13 protein-coding genes are annotated in these 19,558 nt (G+C 66.2%); 12 read left to right on the forward strand and 1 reads right to left on the reverse strand.

Annotated elements, in window-relative coordinates:
- Positions 1-152 precede the first annotated feature (152 nt).
- The 11 genes from G1H11_RS22445 (at position 153) to G1H11_RS22495 (ending at position 16,893) form a co-directional block, all read left to right on the forward strand.
- Positions 153-1,961 (forward strand): ABC transporter substrate-binding protein, encoded by a 1,809-nt coding sequence (locus G1H11_RS22445; RefSeq protein ID WP_163820854.1) that lies wholly within the window; start codon positions 153-155, stop codon positions 1,959-1,961.
- Positions 1,962-2,113: 152 nt separating this feature from the next.
- Complete coding sequence (locus G1H11_RS27270) at positions 2,114-3,625, forward strand: ABC transporter permease subunit (RefSeq protein ID WP_163820855.1); 1,512 nt, start codon at positions 2,114-2,116, stop codon at positions 3,623-3,625.
- Positions 3,626-3,683: 58 nt separating this feature from the next.
- Positions 3,684-4,676 (forward strand): ABC transporter permease, encoded by a 993-nt coding sequence (locus G1H11_RS27275; RefSeq protein WP_216844037.1) that lies wholly within the window; start codon positions 3,684-3,686, stop codon positions 4,674-4,676.
- Positions 4,676-5,869 carry an ABC transporter ATP-binding protein gene (locus tag G1H11_RS22460; RefSeq protein ID WP_246211727.1) on the forward strand — a complete coding sequence of 398 codons (1,194 nt, stop codon included), beginning with the start codon at positions 4,676-4,678 and terminating at the stop codon, positions 5,867-5,869. The genes G1H11_RS27275 and G1H11_RS22460 overlap by 1 nt, the downstream gene beginning before the upstream one ends.
- The gene (locus G1H11_RS22465; protein ID WP_163820856.1) at positions 5,866-6,906 is read left to right on the forward strand and encodes an ABC transporter ATP-binding protein; all 1,041 of its coding nucleotides are present in this window, start codon (positions 5,866-5,868) and stop codon (positions 6,904-6,906) included. Before G1H11_RS22460 ends, G1H11_RS22465 begins: the two co-directional genes overlap by 4 nt.
- Before the next feature lie 190 nt (positions 6,907-7,096).
- On the forward strand, positions 7,097-8,899 hold the full coding sequence (locus G1H11_RS22470; RefSeq protein ID WP_163820857.1) for a BCCT family transporter: 1,803 nt from the start codon (positions 7,097-7,099) through the stop codon (positions 8,897-8,899).
- A gap of 133 nt (positions 8,900-9,032) precedes the next feature.
- A complete protein-coding gene (locus G1H11_RS22475) occupies positions 9,033-10,955 on the forward strand; it encodes a BCCT family transporter (RefSeq protein WP_216844038.1) in 1,923 nt (640 codons plus the stop codon).
- A gap of 507 nt (positions 10,956-11,462) precedes the next feature.
- Positions 11,463-13,340: a translational GTPase TypA gene (gene typA, locus G1H11_RS22480; protein ID WP_163820858.1), complete on the forward strand. Its 1,878-nt coding sequence runs from the start codon at positions 11,463-11,465 to the stop codon at positions 13,338-13,340.
- 110 nt (positions 13,341-13,450) lie between these two features.
- Positions 13,451-15,085, forward strand: a complete 1,635-nt coding sequence (locus tag G1H11_RS22485) for a peptide ABC transporter substrate-binding protein (protein WP_163820859.1) — start codon at positions 13,451-13,453, stop codon at positions 15,083-15,085.
- A gap of 25 nt (positions 15,086-15,110) precedes the next feature.
- Complete coding sequence (locus G1H11_RS22490; RefSeq protein WP_163820860.1) at positions 15,111-16,031, forward strand: ABC transporter permease; 921 nt, start codon at positions 15,111-15,113, stop codon at positions 16,029-16,031.
- Positions 16,024-16,893 (forward strand): ABC transporter permease, encoded by an 870-nt coding sequence (locus G1H11_RS22495; protein ID WP_163820861.1) that lies wholly within the window; start codon positions 16,024-16,026, stop codon positions 16,891-16,893. Before G1H11_RS22490 ends, G1H11_RS22495 begins: the two co-directional genes overlap by 8 nt.
- 255 nt (positions 16,894-17,148) lie before the next feature.
- Here the strand turns inward: G1H11_RS22495 and G1H11_RS22500 are convergent, their stop codons facing one another.
- Positions 17,149-18,450 (reverse strand): sigma-54-dependent transcriptional regulator family protein, encoded by a 1,302-nt coding sequence (locus tag G1H11_RS22500; protein ID WP_163820862.1) that lies wholly within the window; start codon positions 18,448-18,450, stop codon positions 17,149-17,151.
- A gap of 173 nt (positions 18,451-18,623) precedes the next feature.
- On the opposite strand from G1H11_RS22500, the gene mshB reads away from it, so the two are divergent.
- Positions 18,624-19,541 (forward strand): N-acetyl-1-D-myo-inositol-2-amino-2-deoxy-alpha-D-glucopyranoside deacetylase, encoded by a 918-nt coding sequence (mshB, locus tag G1H11_RS22505; RefSeq protein WP_163820863.1) that lies wholly within the window; start codon positions 18,624-18,626, stop codon positions 19,539-19,541.
- The last annotated feature ends 17 nt before the right edge of the window (positions 19,542-19,558 follow it).

A 19,558-nucleotide genomic window follows, 5' to 3' on the forward strand; every position in this document is an offset into this window, starting at 1 on the left:
CTGTTATATTTCGTGCGATCTGGAGACACTTGGGTTGCAGGTCAGTAACGTATGCCTTCGTGACTTGTGTCATGGCCACCACGGATGATGGGCTGAGTCAACTCTTTTATTGGGACCCGTGTGGGTCCATAACTTCTCGGAGGAGTCCCATCTTGACCACCAAGCGCAGAGGTGCAGCGTTCCTGGCTGTCGCTGCGGCGAGTGCGCTCGTACTCGCCGCATGTGGCGGCGACGATGCCGACGAGACGCCCGCCGACGACGACGGCGGGGCTGCCGAAGAGCAGCCCGACCCCGATACCGGCGAAGGCCCGAGCGACGTCGAGGTCGTTTATGCTGCCGAGCAGGAGTTCACGAACTACGCCAATAACACGTCCGAAGGTAACCTGCTGGCCAACACCCACGTGTTGAACCAGGTCAAGGGCGGCTTCTGGAACTATGGGCCGGATGGCCTGGTGGTACCGGACGAGGAGTTCGGCACCTACGATCTGGTGTCCGATGACCCGCAGACCATCGAGTTCAACATCAACCCCGATGCGGTGTGGTCCGACGGCGAGCCCATCGACTGTGACGATTTCCTCCTCGGTTGGGCGGCGCAGAGCGGCTACTACGAACACCCCACCGAGACCACGGCGGACGGAGAGCCGGCAACGCTGTTCTCCACCGCGGGCACCACGGGCTATGCGGACTGGGTGAAGCCGGACTGCGAGCCCGGCGACAAGACCATCACCGTCGAGTACGAGACCGTCAACGCCAGCTGGGTGCTGTACACCGCGGTTGACATGCCGGCTCACGTGGTCGCTCGCGAGGGTGGCATGGCCAGCGGTGACGAGCTCATCGAAGCGATCCGCAACGATGATATCGACGCGCTGCTGCCCGCTGCTGAGTTTTACAACACCGGCTTCGTCATGAGCCCCGGTGAGCTCCTCCCGGAGGAGATCATTCCGTCGTCCGGCCGCTACAAGCTGACCGACTGGCAAGCCGGTCAGTCGATCACCATGGAGTACAACGAGAACTACTGGGGCACGCCGCCGGCGGCGAGGACCATCATCTTCCGCTTCCTGGATGCCAACCAGCAGGCGCAGGCGCTGCAGAACCAAGAGATCGACATCATGGACCCGCAGCCCAGCACCGACCTGGTGAACCAGCTGGAGGGAATGGCGGGCGTCGAGGTCCACGTCGACGAGTCGTTCACGTACGAGCACGTCGACTTCAACCTACGCGGTGACCACTACTTCAATGACCCGAACCTGCGCCGCTCATTCGGGCTGTGCCTGCCGCGTCAGCTGATGGTGGAAAACCTGATCCACCCGCAGAACCCGGACGCCGAGGTGCTCAACGCCCGGCTGACGTACTCGTTCCAGCCGGACTACGACTTCCAGATCGACGGCAACGGTTGGGAAGACTTCGCGGAGCAGGACATCGACGAGTCCCGTCGCCTGCTGGAGGAGGCCGACATGGTCGGCACCGAGGTCCGCATCGTCTACACCGAGGCGAACCCGCGCCGTGTCGATCAGGTGGCCCTGATCCGGGACGCCTGCAACCAGGCCGGCTGGGACGTCGTGGACGCGGGATCGGCCGACCCGTTCGGCGTCGAGATCCCAGACGGCAACTTCGACGTCGCGATGTACGCCTGGATCGGCTCCGGTTACGTGGCCGGCACCGCCTCCACCTTCATGACGCCTTCGTCCTGCACCCCTGAGGGCACAGGGAACAACAGCCAGTGCTACTCCAGTGAGGTCGTCGACGACCTCTACCGGGAGCTGTTGCAGGAGGTCGACGTCGATGCACAGCGTGAGCTCGTGAAGCAGATCGAGACCCAGCTGTGGGCCGACCTGCCAACCATCCCGCTGTTCACCCACCCGTACCTGCTGGCATGGGCGGAGGACGTGGAGGGCATCACGCCGAACCCGACGCAGCAGGGCGTCACCTCCACCAAGCACGAATGGAACCGGGCTCTGTAGCTTGGATCCAACGGTTTCGCCGCCTGTGAGCTGACCAGCTCGGCAGGCGGTGAGCACCGGACTGGCGCGGGGCCAGGAGCCCATGGTTCCTGGCCCCGACGCCTGACATACTCCTCATACTTTGACCGTTCCCGACGATACGGAGGTGGCGCGTGGCCGTCTTCATGGCACGGAGACTGGTCATCTCCATCTTCACGTTGCTGGCAGCATCGTTCATCGTTTTCTGGGGCACCTCGATCGCGGGTGACCCGATGGCCGATCTGCGGGGTCTGCAAGATGAAGGCCAGGCCCAGCAGCAGATGATGGCCCGGCGTGAGCGGATGAACCTCGACGTGCCGGTGATCCTGCGGTACTTCCTCTGGCTTGGTGATCTGTTCACCGGTGACCTCGGAGTGAACAAGTTCGGCCAGTCGGTCAGCGGCATCCTCGCCCCTGCGGTGTCCGCGACGTTGCAGCTGGTCATCGCGGCCACCGTCCTCGCCATCGTGCTCGGCGTCACCATCGGCATCGTGTCAGCCCTTCGCCAGTACAGTGGCTTCGACTACACGCTGACCTTCGCCGCATTCTTGTTCTTCTCGCTGCCGGTCTTCTGGGTCGCCGTGATGCTCAAGCAGTTCGGCGCAATCAAGTTCAACGACTGGCTACGCGATCCCACCATCCCGCTGCCTGTCATATTGGTGTTCGCGGTGCTGAGCGGTCTGGCCTGGATGGCTATCGCCGGTGGCAGCCGGCAGCGCAGGCTCACCGCACTCGGGGTCGCGTTCGTCGCGACCGCGGGCCTGCTGTGGACGCTGTCCGAGACGGGCTGGTTCTCCGACCCGGGCCTCGGCGTTATCGCCGTTCTCGTTCTCGCATTCGGCAGCGCGGCCGGGGTCACGTTCCTGATCGCCGGCTTCCGGCATCGTCCTCCACTCTTCGCGGCACTGGCCACGGCGGCCGTCGGCTTCGTGTTCTACCTGGCTTCCGAACCCATCCTGGAAGAGCCGAACTGGGGTCTGATCTTCCTGCTTGCCCTCGTCGCGATAGCCGTCGGTCTGGGGATCGGATACCTGCTCGGCGGGCTCCAGCGTCGCCAGGCGATGGCCGTCGGCGCGGTGACCGCCATCCTGGTCGGCGGGATCATCTTCGTCGATTACATGCTGCAGTCCTACGGTGACTACTACGGGCGGGTCCGCGGCCGCCCGATCTCGACCATCGGCGCGAGCACACCGAACTTCCGAGGTGGCTTCTGGGAGTCCGGGCTCGATTCGGCCGGTCACCTCATCTTGCCGACTATGGCACTGCTGCTCATCTCGTTCGCCACTTACACCCGCTATACGCGGGCGAGCATGCTCGAGGTGATGAACCAGGACTACGTCCGGACGGCACGGTCGAAGGGGCTGACCGAACGGACCACAGTCACCAAACACGCGTTCCGCAATGCCTTGATCCCCGTCACCACACTGATGGCCTTCGACTTCGGTGCGGTGATCGGGGGCGCCGTGATCACCGAGCGGGTATTCGGCTGGCAGGGCATGGGCTTCATGTTCATCAAGGGCCTGCAAGACGTCGACCCGCCGCCTGTGATGGCGTTCTTCCTGATAGCCGGCGGTTCGATCGTGGTGTTCAACATGCTGGCCGACATCGCCTACGCCTATCTCGACCCGCGGATCCGGGTGTCGTGATGGCAGAGCTGAGGACCATGGCGCGTGGAGCACGAGCAGAAGAGCGGAGGTGTCCCCTGTGAGTACCGAGACCAGTCAGCCCAACCCGGCTCGCGGCACGCCCAGCGACGCGGCGGAGGGGATGAGCGTCGTCGCACGGACGCAGGGGCAGATCATCCGGCGGCGGTTCTTCCGGCACCGGGCCGCCATCGGCGGAATGATCACTCTCGGAGCGGTCATCATCCTCGCCTACTCCTCGATCGGGTTCGGCCCGTTCCCGGGCTGGTGGGACAAGACGTACTACTCCACGGCTTCGGTCGTCGACGGCGGCCGGCCGACGTTGAGCCTGTTGCCGTCCTTCCTCGGCGGTAAAGGCTTGCGCTGGGGCGAGCACCCGTTCGGCCAGGACAATGTAGGTATCGACTACTTCGCGCTGGTGATGCGCGGCACCCAGCAATCGCTCGTGGTGGCGTTCCTGATCGGGATCGTCTCCACCGCCATCGGCGCCTCGGTCGGGGCGACGGCCGGTTTCTTCCGGGGTCGCACAGAGGCTGTGCTGATGCGGGCCACCGATGTCATCATCGCCATCCCGACGCTGATCTTCGCGGCCATTCTCGCGGCGGCGGCCGGCCGGGCCGGCATCGTCGCGCTGGGCTTGGCCATCGGCGCGGTGACGTGGACGGGCTTGGCGCGTCTGGTCCGCGGGGAGTTTTTGTCTCTGCGGGAAAAGGAATTCGTCGAGGCGGCGAGGGCGGCCGGCACCAAGTCGCGGCGGATCATCTTCAAGCACATCATGCCGAACACCGTGGGCGTGATCATCGTCAGCGCCACCCTGGCCATCGCCGGGGGCATCCTTCTGGAAACCGCGCTGTCCTACCTCGGCCTCGGTGTGCGTGCCCCCGACGTATCGCTCGGCTCCCTGATAAGCCTCTACGAGACCGCTATGCCGACCCGGCCGTGGCTATTCTGGTGGCCGGGCATCTTCATCGTCGCCATCGCCCTCTCGGTGAACTTCATCGGTGACGGTTTGCGCGACGCGTTCGATCCTCGACAGACCCGGGTGCGTGACTGATGACCATCCCCAGTGACCCGTCGATGCCGTCCGAGCCGTCCAAAGAGGCCAAGATGAGCGACCGGCCGGAGGCGCGTGAGCGAGCCCGCCACGTCGAGCACCCGGTCAACGACGCGCCCGGCAGGCCGCAGCTCGCCCACCATCTCGACGAGGTCAAGCCACCGTCGACGGAGGAGATCCTGCGGGTTGAGGGTCTCACGGTGAACTTCCCCACCGACGACGGCGTGGTGCAGGCCGTGCGCGGCGTCTCCTATGCGGTGCGCGAGCGGGAGGTGCTCGGCATTGTCGGCGAGTCCGGATCCGGCAAGTCCGTGTCCTCGATGGCCGTCATGGGACTGCTGCCGAAGAGCGCGCGGATCTCGGGGAAGATCATCTACCGCGGCAACGACGTGCTCAAGATGTCGCCGAAGGAACAGCGCAGCCTCCGTGGCCGCAAGATCGGGATGATCTTCCAGGACCCGATGACCGCATTGAACCCCGTCTACACGATCGGCGACCAGCTCGCAGAAGCGGTCTTATCCCATGAGACCGTACCGCGAAAACATGCGATGAGCCGCGCTGAGGAGATGCTCGCACTGGTGGGCATTCCGCAACCCAAGCAGCGCCTGCGCAGTTACCCGCACGAGTTCTCCGGCGGCATGCGCCAGCGCGCGATGATCGCGATGGCGGTGATCAACAACCCCGACGTCATCATCGCCGACGAGCCGACCACCGCGCTCGACGTCACCGTCCAGGCGCAGATCCTGGAGAAGCTCCTCGAGGTCAAAGACGAGGTGAACTCGGCGATCATCCTGATCACACACGACCTCGGTGTGGTCGCGGGGACAGCTCACCGGGTCTTGGTGATGTATGCCGGCAAGCCGGTCGAGGTGGGGGAGACGGACGAGGTCTTCTACCGGACCCGGATGCCGTATACGGCGGGCCTGCTGGGCTCGATACCGGCATTGGAGACCGCCAGCGGTGAACGGCTCCGCCCGATCAAGGGCACCCCTCCGTCGCTGATCAACCTACCGCCCGGATGCCCGTTCTCGCCTCGTTGCCCGTTGGCCACCGACGTGTGCATCGAGTCGGAGCCACCGCTGGCAGCCACCGACGCGCTGGATCATCTGGCGGCCTGCCACCATTGGGATCAGCTGGCGGAATCCGACGACCCGACGGTGTTCTTCAGGGCAGAGAGCGAGGTGGGCCGATGAACGCGACCGCTGCCACTGAGGCGCAGGGCACAACAGGGCAGGGTGAATCCCAGCATCTGCTCGAGGTTCAGGATCTGGTGATGAACTTCCCGGTCCGCGGCGGCGGATTCCTCCGCCGGGTCGCCGGCTGGGTCCAGGCGGTGAGCGGTGTCTCACTTCATGTCGATTCAGGTGAGACGCTCGGCCTCGTGGGTGAGTCCGGCTGTGGGAAGTCCACCACCGGCCGGGCCATCCTGCAGCTGCACAAGCCGACGTCGGGCTCCGTGCGCTACGACGGTACCGAGCTGACCACCCTGGACGCCAAGGGCATGCGCGAGGTCCGCCGCGACCTGCAGATCGTGTTCCAGGATCCCTACGCCTCACTCAACCCCAAGATGCCGGTCAACGAAATCATCGCTGAACCGCTCAAGGTCCACGGCCGGTACAAGGACGGTGGCCGCGCCCGGGTGGCGGAGATGCTCGAGCTGGTCGGACTCAACCCCGAGCACGGCAACCGTTACCCGCACGAGTTCTCCGGCGGGCAGCGACAGCGGATCGGCATCGCGAGGGCGCTCGTCCTGGCGCCCAAGGTTCTGATCCTCGACGAGCCGGTATCCGCGTTGGACGTGTCCGTCCAGGCGGGAGTGGTGAATCTCCTGGAGGACCTTCAGGAAGAACTCGATCTGGGCTATGTCTTCATCGCTCACGACCTCTCGGTCGTCCGGCACATCTCGGATCGGGTCGCCGTGATGTATCTCGGCAAGGTCGTGGAGATCGGCACCCGGGACGAGGTCTACAGCAAGCCCTCACACCCGTACACGCAGGCTCTGCTGTCGGCCGCGCCGGCGGCGGATCCCAAGCAGGAGCGCCAGCGGGAGCGGGTTCTGCTCACCGGTGACGTGCCCAGTCCGCTCGATCCGCCCAGTGGCTGCCGCTTCCGGACCCGGTGCTGGAAGGCGCAGGACATTTGCGCTGTCGAAGAACCGGCGCTGGTGGACCGGGGCAGCGGCCACCCATCCGCTTGCCATTTCGCCGAGGTGAACACCAAGGTCATCTAAGCCCGGTCTCGTCGCGCCGGCTCGGTGGAACCGGGCCTTGCGCGACGGCCATGGTGATCGATGCTCCTGTGGGTAGTTAAACCTGGTTGACGCACGGTCGAGCGGTGGGTCGTTTGTTTCTGCGCCCCCCTCGTTGAATACGACGCAGTGGGTATCCCGACGAGAGTTGCCGTCGTTGGGAGGCGAAATCATGAGCGAGTCGCAGGAGGCTGGCCGACCGGGTGACGCAGTGAACCTGTCGACCTATCGACCGCGGCTGAATCGTTGGGGCGTCACTCCGTGGGTGTTCTTCCCCGCCCTGGTGATAGTCGGGGGAGCGTCGTTGCTCACGATGCTCTTTCCGGACCAGGCCGGTGCCGCGCTGGACGTGATCCAGGAGAACGTGGTCGGCGGATTCGGATGGTATTACGTTCTGATCGTCGCCGGGTTCGTAGTGTTCGCCATCTGGATGGGCGCCAGCCGCTTCGGTGACATCAAGCTCGGCAAGGACGACGATCAGCCCGAGTTCAGCCTGATGGCCTGGTTCGCGATGCTGTTCGCTGCCGGCATGGGCATCGGACTGGTCTTCTGGGGAGCGGCCGAGCCGCTCATGCACTACGACACACCGCGGCCGGGAGTCACCGATCCGAACGCCATTGGCGACGACGGCCACGGCATGGAGGGCATCGGCGCGGCCGGCGGGCGCCTGGCGCAGACGGCGATGGCGCAGACGTACTTGCACTGGGGGTTCCACGCCTGGGGCATCTACGTCGTGGTGGGCCTGGCACTGGCGTACGCGATCCACCGCAAAGGACGTCCGGTGTCGATCCGGTGGGCCCTGGAGCCGTTGCTGGGTGCCGAGCGGGTCAGGGGCTGGCTGGGCGACCTCATCGACACCGTCGCCGTCATCGGTACGTTGTTCGGGGTGGCGACGTCGCTGGGCCTCGGCGTGGACCAGGTGGCGGCCGGGCTCGAGTCTCTCGGGGTGATCGACGACGCTGACACCGGCACCGCGGTCATGTTGATCGTCGTCATCACCGCGGTTGCCACTGTCTCGGTCGTCACCGGCCTGGGACGGGGGATCAAATGGCTGTCCAACACGAACCTTGTGCTGGCCGCGCTCTTCCTGGTGGCCATGCTCGCGATCGGTCCGTCGTTGTTCCTTCTGCGCGATCTGGTCCAGTCCACGGGTGGATATGTGCAGAATCTCGTTCCGATGACGTTCGAGACCGGCACCTACACCGGCGAGGCCGGCCAGGCGTGGCAAGGCTGGTGGACGACGTTCTACTGGGGCTGGTGGATGTCCTGGGCGCCGTTCGTCGGGATCTTCATCGCCCGGATCTCCCGTGGCCGCACCATCCGCGAGTTCGTCGCCGGCGTGCTGATCGTTCCCACAGCGGTGACCTTCCTGTGGTTCGCCGTTCTGGGCGGTAGCGCGCTTCACCGGCAGCTGTACGGGGAAGGCGGTCTCGTCGACCGTGCCGCCGACGATCCCTTCGAACGCGTGGTGCCGGAGAACGCGCTCTTCGGTCTCCTCGACGGCTTGCCCTGGGGCGGGCTTCTCACCGTGGTGGCCGTCGTCATGGTGATCGTTTTCTTCGTCACCTCGTCGGATTCCGGCTCTCTCGTGGTCGACATGCTGGCCTCGGGCGGGAACCCGGATCCGCCGACCTGGAGCCGCGTGATGTTCGCGGTCCTGGAAGGCGCTATCGCCGCCGGATTGCTGCTCGCCGGTGGCCTGGGGGCGTTGCGAACCGGGGCCATCCTTACCGCCCTGCCGTTCAGCGTCGTGATGATCCTGATCTGCGTGGCGACCTACCGCTCCCTCAAGGCGGAGCGGCGGGTCACTGACGCCGTGGAACGCAGGCGCAGGCGGGATGACCTCCGCCGGAGCGTGAGCCGGGACATCACTGGGGAGTTCGCAGGCAATTTCGAGGAGCGGCTCGGCACTCAGGTGGATGAACGCATCGAACAGGCGCTCGGTGGAAGGGACGGCCGCGGACGAAACGAATAGGCAGGTAACACAGCGGTGACAAGGAGTCAAGTGATCTTCCGCCACGGCGATCGTGGGATGTCACGCTTGACGGTTCGCCGTTCACCCGTAACGGTAGTACGGCACCTGACGCCAAGTACGGAAGGCCGAATCCATGAGTTCACCGCCGGACGTCGAGAATCCGAGTTCACCTGCGAACGGTCCGGCCGGGCGGCCGGAGATGTCCAAATATCAACCGCGGATGGCTGCGGGCGGCGTCACACCGTGGGTCTTCTACCCGTCACTGGTCATCATCGGGCTGGCCGTGGTGATCGCGATCATTTGGCCGGACGATGTCGGTGAAGCCCTGGGAACCATCCAAGAGAACATCGTCGGCGGGTTTGGGTGGTATTACGTCCTGATCGTCGCGGTCTTCGTGGCGTTCTCCATCTGGATGGGGATCAGCCGGTTCGGTGACATCAAGCTCGGCAAGGACGAGGAAGATCCCGAGTTCAGCTTGATGGCCTGGTTCGCGATGCTCTTCGCGGCCGGAATGGGCATCGGTCTGGTCTTCTGGGGAGCCGCCGAGCCGCTGGTGCACTACGACTCGCCGAAGCCCGGCACTGATGGTGGCGGGGCGATCGGCCCTGACGGCCACGGTCTGGAAGGCATCGGATCCGATGGTGCGGACCTGGCCCAGCAGGCCATGGCGCAGACGTTCCTGCACTGGGGCTTTCACGCGTGGGCCATCTATGTGGTGGTCGGCCTGGCGCTGGCGTATGCGATCCACCGCAAGGGCCGTCCGGTGTCGATCCGATGGGCTCTGGAGCCGCTGCTGGGAGTGGAACGTGTCAAAGGCTGGCTCGGCGACCTGATCGACACCGTGGCCGTCATCGGCACGGTGTTCGGTGTGGCCACGTCGCTCGGTTTCGGCGTCAACCAGATCGCTGCAGGTCTGGTCGCCATGGGCGCGATCGACGACGTGAGCAACGGTGTGCTGGTGACGCTGATCGTCGTCATTACCGCGATCGCCACCGTGTCCGTGGTCTCCGGCGTGGGCAAGGGCATCAAGTGGCTCTCAAACGGCAACCTCGCACTCGCCGCGGTCTTCCTGGTCGTGATGCTGATAGTGGGGCCGTCGCTGTTCTTCTTGCGCGATTTCGTGCAGTCGCTCGGTGTCTACCTGCAAGAGGTGCTTCCGGCGACGTTCAACACGAGTGCGTACACGGGCGAGGCCGGCCAGGCCTGGCAGGGCACCTGGACCACCTTCTACTGGGGCTGGTGGATCGCCTGGGCGCCGTTCGTCGGCGTGTTCATCGCCCGCATCTCCAAGGGCCGAACGATCAGGGAGTTCGTGGCGGGCGTGCTGATCGTTCCCACGACGGTGACCTTCCTCTGGTTCGCGGTGATGGGCGGCAGCTCGCTATATCAGCAGCTCTTCGGTGCGGGCGGGCTGGTCAACCGGGACGAGGAGGGCATGTTCGAGCGGGTCGTCTCCGAGAACGTGCTCTTCCAGATGATCGATGGCTTGCCTCTCGGTGGGATCCTGACGGTCGTCGTGGTGGTGCTGGTGGCGGTCTTCTTCATCACGTCGTCGGACTCGGGCTCACTGGTGGTCGACATGCTCGCATCAGGGGGCAACCCGGAACCGCCGATGTGGAGCCGCGTCCTGTTCTGCGCCCTGGAGGGTGCCGTGGCCGCGGCGTTGCTGCTGGCCGGAGGACTGGGTGCGCTGCAGACCGGCGCCATCATCATCGCCCTGCCGTTCAGCGTCATCATGCTGGCGATGTGCCTGGCCACCTATCGCTCGCTGAAGGCCGAGTACCGGGTCCTGCAGGCAGCGGAGCGCCGGGCCCGCCGTGAGGAGTTGCAGCGGCACATCAGCAGGCACGTCACTGGCGATCTCACCGAGAACTTCGACGACCACTTCGGCGAACAGGTCGACGAGCGCATCGATCACGCGTTAGGGGAGATCGGAGTCTCGGGGAACGGCGACGCGCAGGACGGTGGAGCGCGGGGCGGTGGAGCGCAGGACGGTGGAGCGCGGGGCGGTGGAGCGCGGGGCGGTGGAGCGCCGAGGAATCCGGAGTCGAGCTAGCGGCCAAGGGTCGCTGGGCTCAGCGTTCAGTGGTGGTCTGCGCAGGTCATGACGGTCCGCGCAGACCACCATTGCTGCCTGCTCACGGTGGTGGTCGTCGTCGAAGGCCGAGCCGTTGCGGGCTTCGTCTGTGGTGTGCGTCGTGTGAGAAACGGCCGGCAGGCGGCCGATCGACGCGATCGTGCAGGGAGTCGTGTGACAGAGCGGCGGTAAGAGCCGTCGGAATCACCACGGCTCCTCACGCACAGATCGTGAAGATCGCTGTGTTGGTTCCGGCGGTAGCGAAGATGCAGGTGAATGGGGTTGTGAAGATCGCCGTGCCACTTCCGGCCGGTTCGGCGCCACGGTGATTGTTGTCGTGGGAGAAAGGGAACTCGGCACTGCGAGTGGAGGCGCGGCCGCTGCCGCGAGGGCGTGTATGCCTGGCGCCGCCCTACCATGCGGGCCGGTGCCACCGGTGCCGGTACCATAGGTCGTCAGCTCCCTTCATGAATCGAGTACCTTCGCATGCCCTCGCGCAGTCGTGACGATCTCCGGAACGTCGCCATCGTCGCCCACGTCGACCACGGAAAGACCACGCTCGTGGACGCCCTGTTGTGGCAGTCCGGCGTCTTCCGGGCCAACCAGGACGTCGCCGACCGGGTCATGGACTCCGGCGATCTCGAGCGGGAGAAGGGCATCACCATTCTCGCCAAGAACACCGCGGTGCGGTGGGGCGAGACCACAGTCAACATCATCGACACCCCGGGCCATGCCGACTTCGGCGGCGAGGTGGAACGTGGCCTGTCCATGGTTGACGGCGTCGTCCTGCTCGTGGACGCCAGCGAAGGGCCACTCCCGCAGACACGGTTCGTGTTGCGCAAGGCGCTGACGGCCAAGCTGCCGATCGTCCTGGTGGTGAACAAGACGGACCGCCCGGACGCCAGGATCGCCGAGGTGGTCGACGAGACCTACGACCTCTTCCTGGACCTGGCTGAGGACAGCACCGGCAACGCCGAGTCCCTGGACGTGCTGGACTTCCCGGTCGTGTACGCCTGTGCACGCGACGGCAAGGCGTCCCTGGAGCGGCCCGCCGACGGCTCGGCGCCGGACTCCAAGGACCTGTCACCCCTGGTGGAGACGATCCTGAGCACCATTCCACCGCCCACCTACACCGAGGGCGCGTCTTTGCAGGCCCATGTGACGAACCTGGATGCCTCCCCGTTCCTGGGCCGGCTCGCGCTGTGCCGGGTGCGCGAAGGCGAGATCGTCAAGGGTTCCCAGGTGGCATGGTGCCGCAAGGACGGCAGCATCGAGCGAGTCAAGATCACGGAGCTGCTGATCACTCAGGCCCTCGACCGCGTCTCCGCCGACTCCGCCGGCCCGGGCGACATCATCGCCGTGGCGGGCATCCCGGAGATCACCATCGGGGAGACGCTCGCCGACCCGGACGACCCGCATCCGCTGCCCTTGATCACCGTGGACGAACCGGCGCTGTCGATGACCATCGGCGCCAACACGTCGCCGCTCGTCGGGCGCTCCGGCGGGACTAAGGTGACCGCCCGCCTGGTGAAGGACCGGCTCGAAGCGGAGCTCGTCGGCAACGTGTCATTGCGGGTGCTGCCGACCGAACGGCCGGACACCTGGGAGGTCCAGGGCCGTGGTGAGCTCGCGCTGGCCGTGCTGGTGGAGACGATGCGCCGCGAGGGCTACGAGATCACCGTGGGCAAGCCGCAGGTGGTGACCCGCGAGATCGACGGCAAGCTGCACGAGCCCGTCGAGCGCCTGACCATCGACTGCCCGGAGGAATACCTCGGCGCCGTGACGCAGCTCCTGGCCGTGCGCAAGGGCCGGATGGAGCAAATGACCAACCACGGTTCGGGCTGGATCCGGATGGAGTTCGTCGTCCCGGCGCGGGGACTGATCGGCTTCCGGACGGACTTCCTCACCGAGACGCGTGGCACCGGTCTCGCCCACCACGTGTTCGACCGCTACGAGCCGTGGTTCGGCGACCTGCGCACGCGGCCCTCGGGCTCGCTGGTGGCGGATCGTTCCGGACCGGCCACGTCGTACGCGATGTTCAACCTCCAGGAACGCGGCGTCCTGTTCGTCGAACCCGGCACGGAGGTGTACGAGGGCATGATCGTCGGGGAAAACTCACGGCCCGACGACATGGACGTCAACATCACGAAGGAGAAGAAGCTGACGAACGTCCGCTCCTCCACGGCCGACGAGCTCGAACGCCTCATTCCCCCGCGCCGGCTCTCGCTCGAGCAGGCCCTGGAGTTCTGCCGGGACGACGAATGCGTCGAAGTCACCCCGAAGGCCGTGCGTTTGCGAAAGGTCGCCCTCAATGCCACGGAACGCGCCCGGACCGCTTCACGGCGCAAGCACGCCCGGCAGTAGCCGAGGCTGAGAAGTACCGCCGGAAATAGCTCGAATAGCCGAGCGCGCGGGCGCTCGGCATCCCGTAATGTGTGCACTTGTGCGTGTAGCGAGACACAAGGAGGCGCACAATGGGCATGTCCGCCCGCGTGGCATGGTCGGTCGTCGTCGGTGCGGCGCTCGTCCTGAGCGGATGCGGCGCCGACGGCCCGGCCGGTGACGGCGGCGGCGACAGGTCCATTACGGTTCGAGGCTGCGCCCCGGAGAACCCCCTGGTGCCGGGGATGACGATGGAGTCGTGCGGTGGGCAGGTCGTCGACCAGTTGTTCTCCAAACTGATCCGCTACGACCCGGACACCGCGGAACCCGTGTATGAGATCGCCGAATCCATCGACTCCGAGGACAACACGACGTGGACGGTCACGCTGAGAAGCGGCTGGACGTTCCACAACGGTGATCCGGTCACGTCGCAGAGCTTCGTGGACGCGTGGAACTGGGTTGCTTATGCGCCGAACGGGACACTCAATTCGTATTTCTTCCGAATGATAGAAGGATATGCGGATCTGCAGCCCCGGGAAGCGATCACGCCTGATGTGGAGATCACTCCCGGCATGGTCGAGAAAAGCGAAATGTCAGGGCTTCGGGTCATTGACGACCTGACTTTCGAGGTAACACTTTCCCAGCCGGAGTCGTCGTTTCCGTTGCGAGTGGGTTATGCCGCATTCGCACCGATGCCGGACGAATTCTTCGCCGATCCGGAGGCATTCGGCCGGAACCCGATCGGTACGGGGCCGTTCGAGTTCGTCGAATGGTCACAATCGTCGGAGATCCGGCTCCGGGCGTACGACGGCTATCAGGGAGCCGTGACGCCGCAGATCGACGAGGTGACCTTCCGGATCTACCAGGACGACCTGGCAGCCTACAACGACCTCCAGGCGGACAACGTCGACGTGATCCCCCAGCTGCCGGTGTCGGCGCTCGCGGACGACACCTACCAGGACGATCTGGGCGATCGGTACGTCGAGAAGGAGGCGCTCGTCGTCTCGACCATTTCGTTCGCGCCTGAGGCGGTGGACCCGAACGTCGCCGACCCGCGGTTGCGCCAGGCCATCTCGATGGCGATCGACCGGGAGGCGATCACCGAGCAGATCTTTCACGGCACCCGGCAGCCGGCCACCGGATGGGTGGCGCCTGGTGTGGCCGGTTACCAAGCCGACGTCTGTGGCGTGTACTGCACGTACGAGCCCGAGCGGGCACGCGAGCTGTATGACGAGGCCGGCGGCTACGAAGGTACGCTGACGCTCGCCTACAACAGCGACGGTGACAACCGGCCGTGGGTGGACGCCGTATGCAACAGCATCACGGAGGTGCTCGATGTGGAATGTGCCGGCGTGCCCATACCCGACTTCGGGACGTTCCGGTCGCGAGTCAACGCCCGGGAGGTGGCCGGGATGTTCCGCAATCTATGGCAGGCCGACTATCCCAGCATCGAGAACTTTCTGGCTCCGGTCTACGCCACGGGCGCCTCGTCCAACGACAGCGACTACAGCAATCCGGAGTTCGACGAGCTGATCACCGAGGCGGCGTCGTTGAAAGGCGATGCCGCACTGGCCAAGTACAACGAGGCCGAGGCGCTCCTGCCCGCCGACATGCCGAGCATTCCGCTCTGGTACGCCACCACGGTCGCCGGATACTCCACCAAGGTCGACAACGTGAAGATCACGCCGTTTCAGACGATCGACCTGCTCAGCGTGACGATCCGATAGCTGCGACGGGTACGGGACTGGGCGGATGCGCGGTTATGCGCTGAGGCGGCTGGCGCAGATGGTGCCGGTGGTGATCGGGACCACGTTCTTGATCTACGCGATGATGTGGGCGCTGCCGGGCGATCCCTTGGCGGGACGATGCGGCAATCAGCCCTGCCCGCAGAGCTACGTGAACCGGATGACGGAGACGTACAATCTCGCCGACCCGCTGCTGGTGCAGTACGTGAAGTACCTGGGCAGGATCATCACGGGAGACCTCGGGCAGACTTTCGCCGGGGTGCCGGTCGCCGACGAGTTGCTTCACCGATTCCCCGTGACCATACAGCTGGCGCTGATGGCGGTCGTGGTCGAAGTCGTGCTCGGTGTGTCGGCTGGAGTGCTCGCCGCCGTCCGGCCGGGTGGGCTGCTGGACAATCTGGTTCTGGTCAGCACACTCGCGGTGGTGTCGATTCCGGTCTTCGTGCTGGCGCTGCTGGCGCAGACCGTCGCGGGGGTGCGTTTGGGCTGGTTCCCGGTGACGTGGGACGGCAGCGCCGCCTCGCTCATCCTGCCGGCATTCGTGCTGGGTGGTCTCTCGTTGGCCTTCGTGGCCAGGATGATGCGCTCGAGCATGGTCGAGAACCTGCACGCGGACCACGTGCGCACAGCCGTGGCGAAAGGGCTCAGCCCCCGCCGGGTGATCCTGGCCCATGGTGCCCGGAACTCCTTGATCCCCGTGGTGACCCTGGTCGGTGCCGACTTCGGCACGCTTCTCGGCGGGGCGGTCGTCGTCGAGATGATCTTCAATATCGGCGGCGTGGGCGAGCTGATCCTGCACAGCGTCCGCGACGGCGAGATCGGTACGGTCACCGTCGCGGTGACTCTGCTGGTGGTGTTGTTCCTCGTGGTGAACCTCCTGGTCGACTTGGTGTATCCGCTGCTCGATCCGAGGATCAGGCATGCGTAGACCCCGGTCGGCGGTCTGGCTCGCGTTGCGGCGCAACCCGGTCTTCTATGTCGCGGGACTCCTGGTCGCCGTGTTGATCGTGATGGCGGCGGCGCCGGGTCTGTTCACCGACGCCGACCCGTCGCGCTGCCGGCTCGGACTGTCCAGGGAAGGACCCGCGGAGGGTGCCCCGTTCGGCTACAACCTCCAGGGCTGCGACCTGTACGCGCGCACCGTCTACGGCGCCCGGGCGTCGGTGGTGGTGGGTGTGTGTGCGACCGCCGCGGTGGTCCTGCTCGGTGGGATGATCGGCATGACGGCCGGTTACTTCGGTGGCTGGGTGGACGCCGTGCTCTCCCGGGTGACCGACGTGTTCTTCGGCGTTCCCCTGCTGCTCGGCGCGCTCGTGGTCCTCGTGGCCTTCCCGTCCGGCGCCGCGGCATCGCCCTGGGAGACCACCGCGAAGGTGGTGCTCGCCCTGGCGGTCCTCGGCTGGACGACAGCCGCGCGCATCATGCGCGCCGCCGTCATCCAGGTCAAGAACACTGACTACGTCAACGCCGCGCTGTCGCTGGGCAGTGGCCACGGGCGGATCCTGACCCGGCATGTCCTGCCGAACGCCGTGGCGCCGGTGCTGGCGTGGGCCACCATCGCGGTCGGCACGTTCATCGCCGTGGAGGCGACCCTCTCGTTCGTCGGGATCGGGCTCCAGCCGCCGGTCATCTCCTGGGGAACGGAGATCAGCGACGCCCAGGCCTATGTGCGGCAGTCGCCGCACATGCTGGTGTTCCCCAGCGCATTCCTGTCGGTGACGGTCCTGGCGTTCGTCATGCTGGGCGACGCCGTGCGCACCGCCATGGACCCGCGCGAGCGCCGGGCGTGAGTGCAAACGCGAGTGCATGGGGGTACTCGGTGGCGCCCGTGGTCCAGGGCGCCGGAGCGCCTCGACGAACTCCCGGCCGACGGGGACGTGGCGTGCTGGAGACGAAATGGGGGGCATTTGCCGTCTCGCAACACGCCACGCGCCTATGCCCCGTCGGCATGGTCGAGCGACCGAGCTGACCTTCGGCTGATGCTCGACTCTTCGTCACTCTAAGTGACGAAGAGTTGCAATCGCGTTGCGTAGCAGGTCAGATGGTCACGTCGATGGGTACGCCGGCTTCGACAGCCGGTTGACCGCGACCTTCGCCTCAGACCTGCGGGGTGATCCGTACGGCAGCCGGTGCAGGCACGCCTGCCAGACCTCGATGTCGTCCCGTCCCGCCGGCGACCGCGCGAACTGGAGCAACGCATCCGCTGCGGCATGGCGTAAGAGCACCTGGCGCAACCACCCATGCAGGTGGTGACGGTGTGCGACGACCCCGGGAGCATCGGACCGGGGCAGCACCGGGCCGGTGTAGAGCTCGACCGCACGCCGGTGTGCGCCGCGCTGGAGGGAATCGGCGACCTCGGCGGCATCCGTCGTCACGGGCAGGGTCAGCCGGTACGGCCGCGTCGGAGCGAGCAGCCCGGGCCACACCTTGCGAAGCCGGGAGAGCTCGGCGCGGACCGTGACCACGGCGGCGTCTCCTTCGTACATCATGTCGGCAAGCTCTCCTGCGGATACGCCGTCCGGGTGGAGCGAGAGGAGGAGCAGCAGCTCCGAATGACGGAGCCCGAGACCGAGGCGCTGTCCGTCGATGGTGAGCTCCGCGTACTCCTGGCCGAGCGTGCGAAGACGCGCTGTGCCCGGTTGTGCCGGCTGCTCGGCCAGGTGCAGCCGCAGCTGGTTCTCGACGGCCGCGACGACGGACCGGATCAGCATCGCCGACTGCGGCGATACCACGTCGTGCTGTCCGGCGATGGTGACGAAGCCGGATGTGTGCCCGGTCCGCGGATCGCGGATCGGGGAGGCGGTGCAACTCCAGGGGTGAACGTTGCGTACGAAATGCTCGCTGCCGAAGACCTGGACGAGCGTGTTCTCCGCGAGCGCGGTGCCGATGGCGTTAGTGCCGGCGCTCTCCTCCGACCAGGCGGCGCCGTCGACGACGTGGATGGCCTCCGCACGGCGCAGAAGCCCTGGGTTGCCCTCGACCCAGAGAATCCGGCCGTGCGCGTCGCCCACGGCGACGATCACCCCGGCGGCGGACGCATCGTCCACGAGCAGTCGACGGACCGTCGGCATGGCGGCTCGGAGCGGATGGGTGGCGCGCGCCCGGAGCAGCTCGTCGTCGTTCATCACGACAGGCGGGCCGGAAGCGTCCGGATTCACGCGGAAGTCCGACGAGCGGCGCCAGGACTCGAGCACCACTGGCCGGATCGAGGGAGACGCCGATGCCGAGCCCAGGAACGACTCGTGGGCCGTGGCGATGCTGTGCCAGCGCTGCCTGGCGTCCACCCCTGCCGGCAACGCCAAGCTCGCCTCGGACGCCGTGCGCGCCCGGTGAACCGCTGCCCCCATTCGTGACACCCTTCGATCCCCGTCGCCGTCTTACGCACCCAGCGTAGATGGGCGCTGCTGGCCCTGATCGCCTGGATGCCGCACGTGCAGGCGTCGCGGCGCCGGATGCGGATCCGGATACGGACCCGAGGAGGGCGTGGGGGTTGTCGGTGGGCGTGACTATCGTTGCCGATATGGCCATACAGGATTCGCAGCGGCGGCTGCTTCTCGTTCATGCTCACCCCGACGACGAGACGATCGGCACAGGTGCCACGATGGCGCGCTACGCGGCCGAGGGCGCGCACGTCACTTTGGTCACCTGCACGCGTGGCGAGCAAGGCGAGATCCTCGTTCCCGAGCTCGCGCATCTTGCCCCTGAGCAGGAGGACGGCCTGGGGGAGCACCGCGTCAAGGAGCTCGCCGTGGCCATGGCCGAGCTCGGTGTCTCCGACTATCGCTTCCTGGGCGGGCCCGGGCGCTACCGGGACTCCGGGATGGTGTGGGGAGAGGAGGGCCGCCGGGCCGAGACACCCGACAGCGTCCGGCCGGACAGCTTCTGGGCCGCCGACCTGCGCGAGGCTTCGGACCACCTGGTCGAGGTCATCCGAGAGGTCCGGCCGCAGGTGATGATCACCTACGACGAGAACGGCGGGTACGGGCATCCGGATCACATCCAGGCGCATCGAGTCGCCACATATGCCCTGAACCTGGCCGGAGTGCCGAGCTATCGGCAGGAGCTGGGTGTCGCGTGGAAGGTGCCGAAGCTGTATTGGACGGCCATGCCGCGCAGTGTGATCCAGCAGAGCATCGACGCGCTGAAAGACACCCCGGACAATCCGTTCGGCACGGTGCAATCGGCTGACGATTTCGGCTTCGTCGTCGACGACGCCGATGTGACGGCCGTTGTCGACGGCACCGAGTGGGTGGACCGGAAGATGGCCGCGATGCGGGCGCACCGTACCCAGATCGACGTCGAAGGCGGCTTCTTCGCCCTGTCCGACCAGGTGGGCCAGAGCATCTGGTCTACAGAGCACTATCGGCTGGCCCATGGGCTGCCAGGCCCTGTGGACCCGGAGACCGGGATCGAATCAGATCTGTTCTCCGGTCTCTGAGACGAACCGGGCGGTCA

The organism is Phytoactinopolyspora alkaliphila, assembly GCF_010550695.1.
GTDB lineage: Bacteria > Actinomycetota > Actinomycetes > Jiangellales > Jiangellaceae > Phytoactinopolyspora > Phytoactinopolyspora alkaliphila.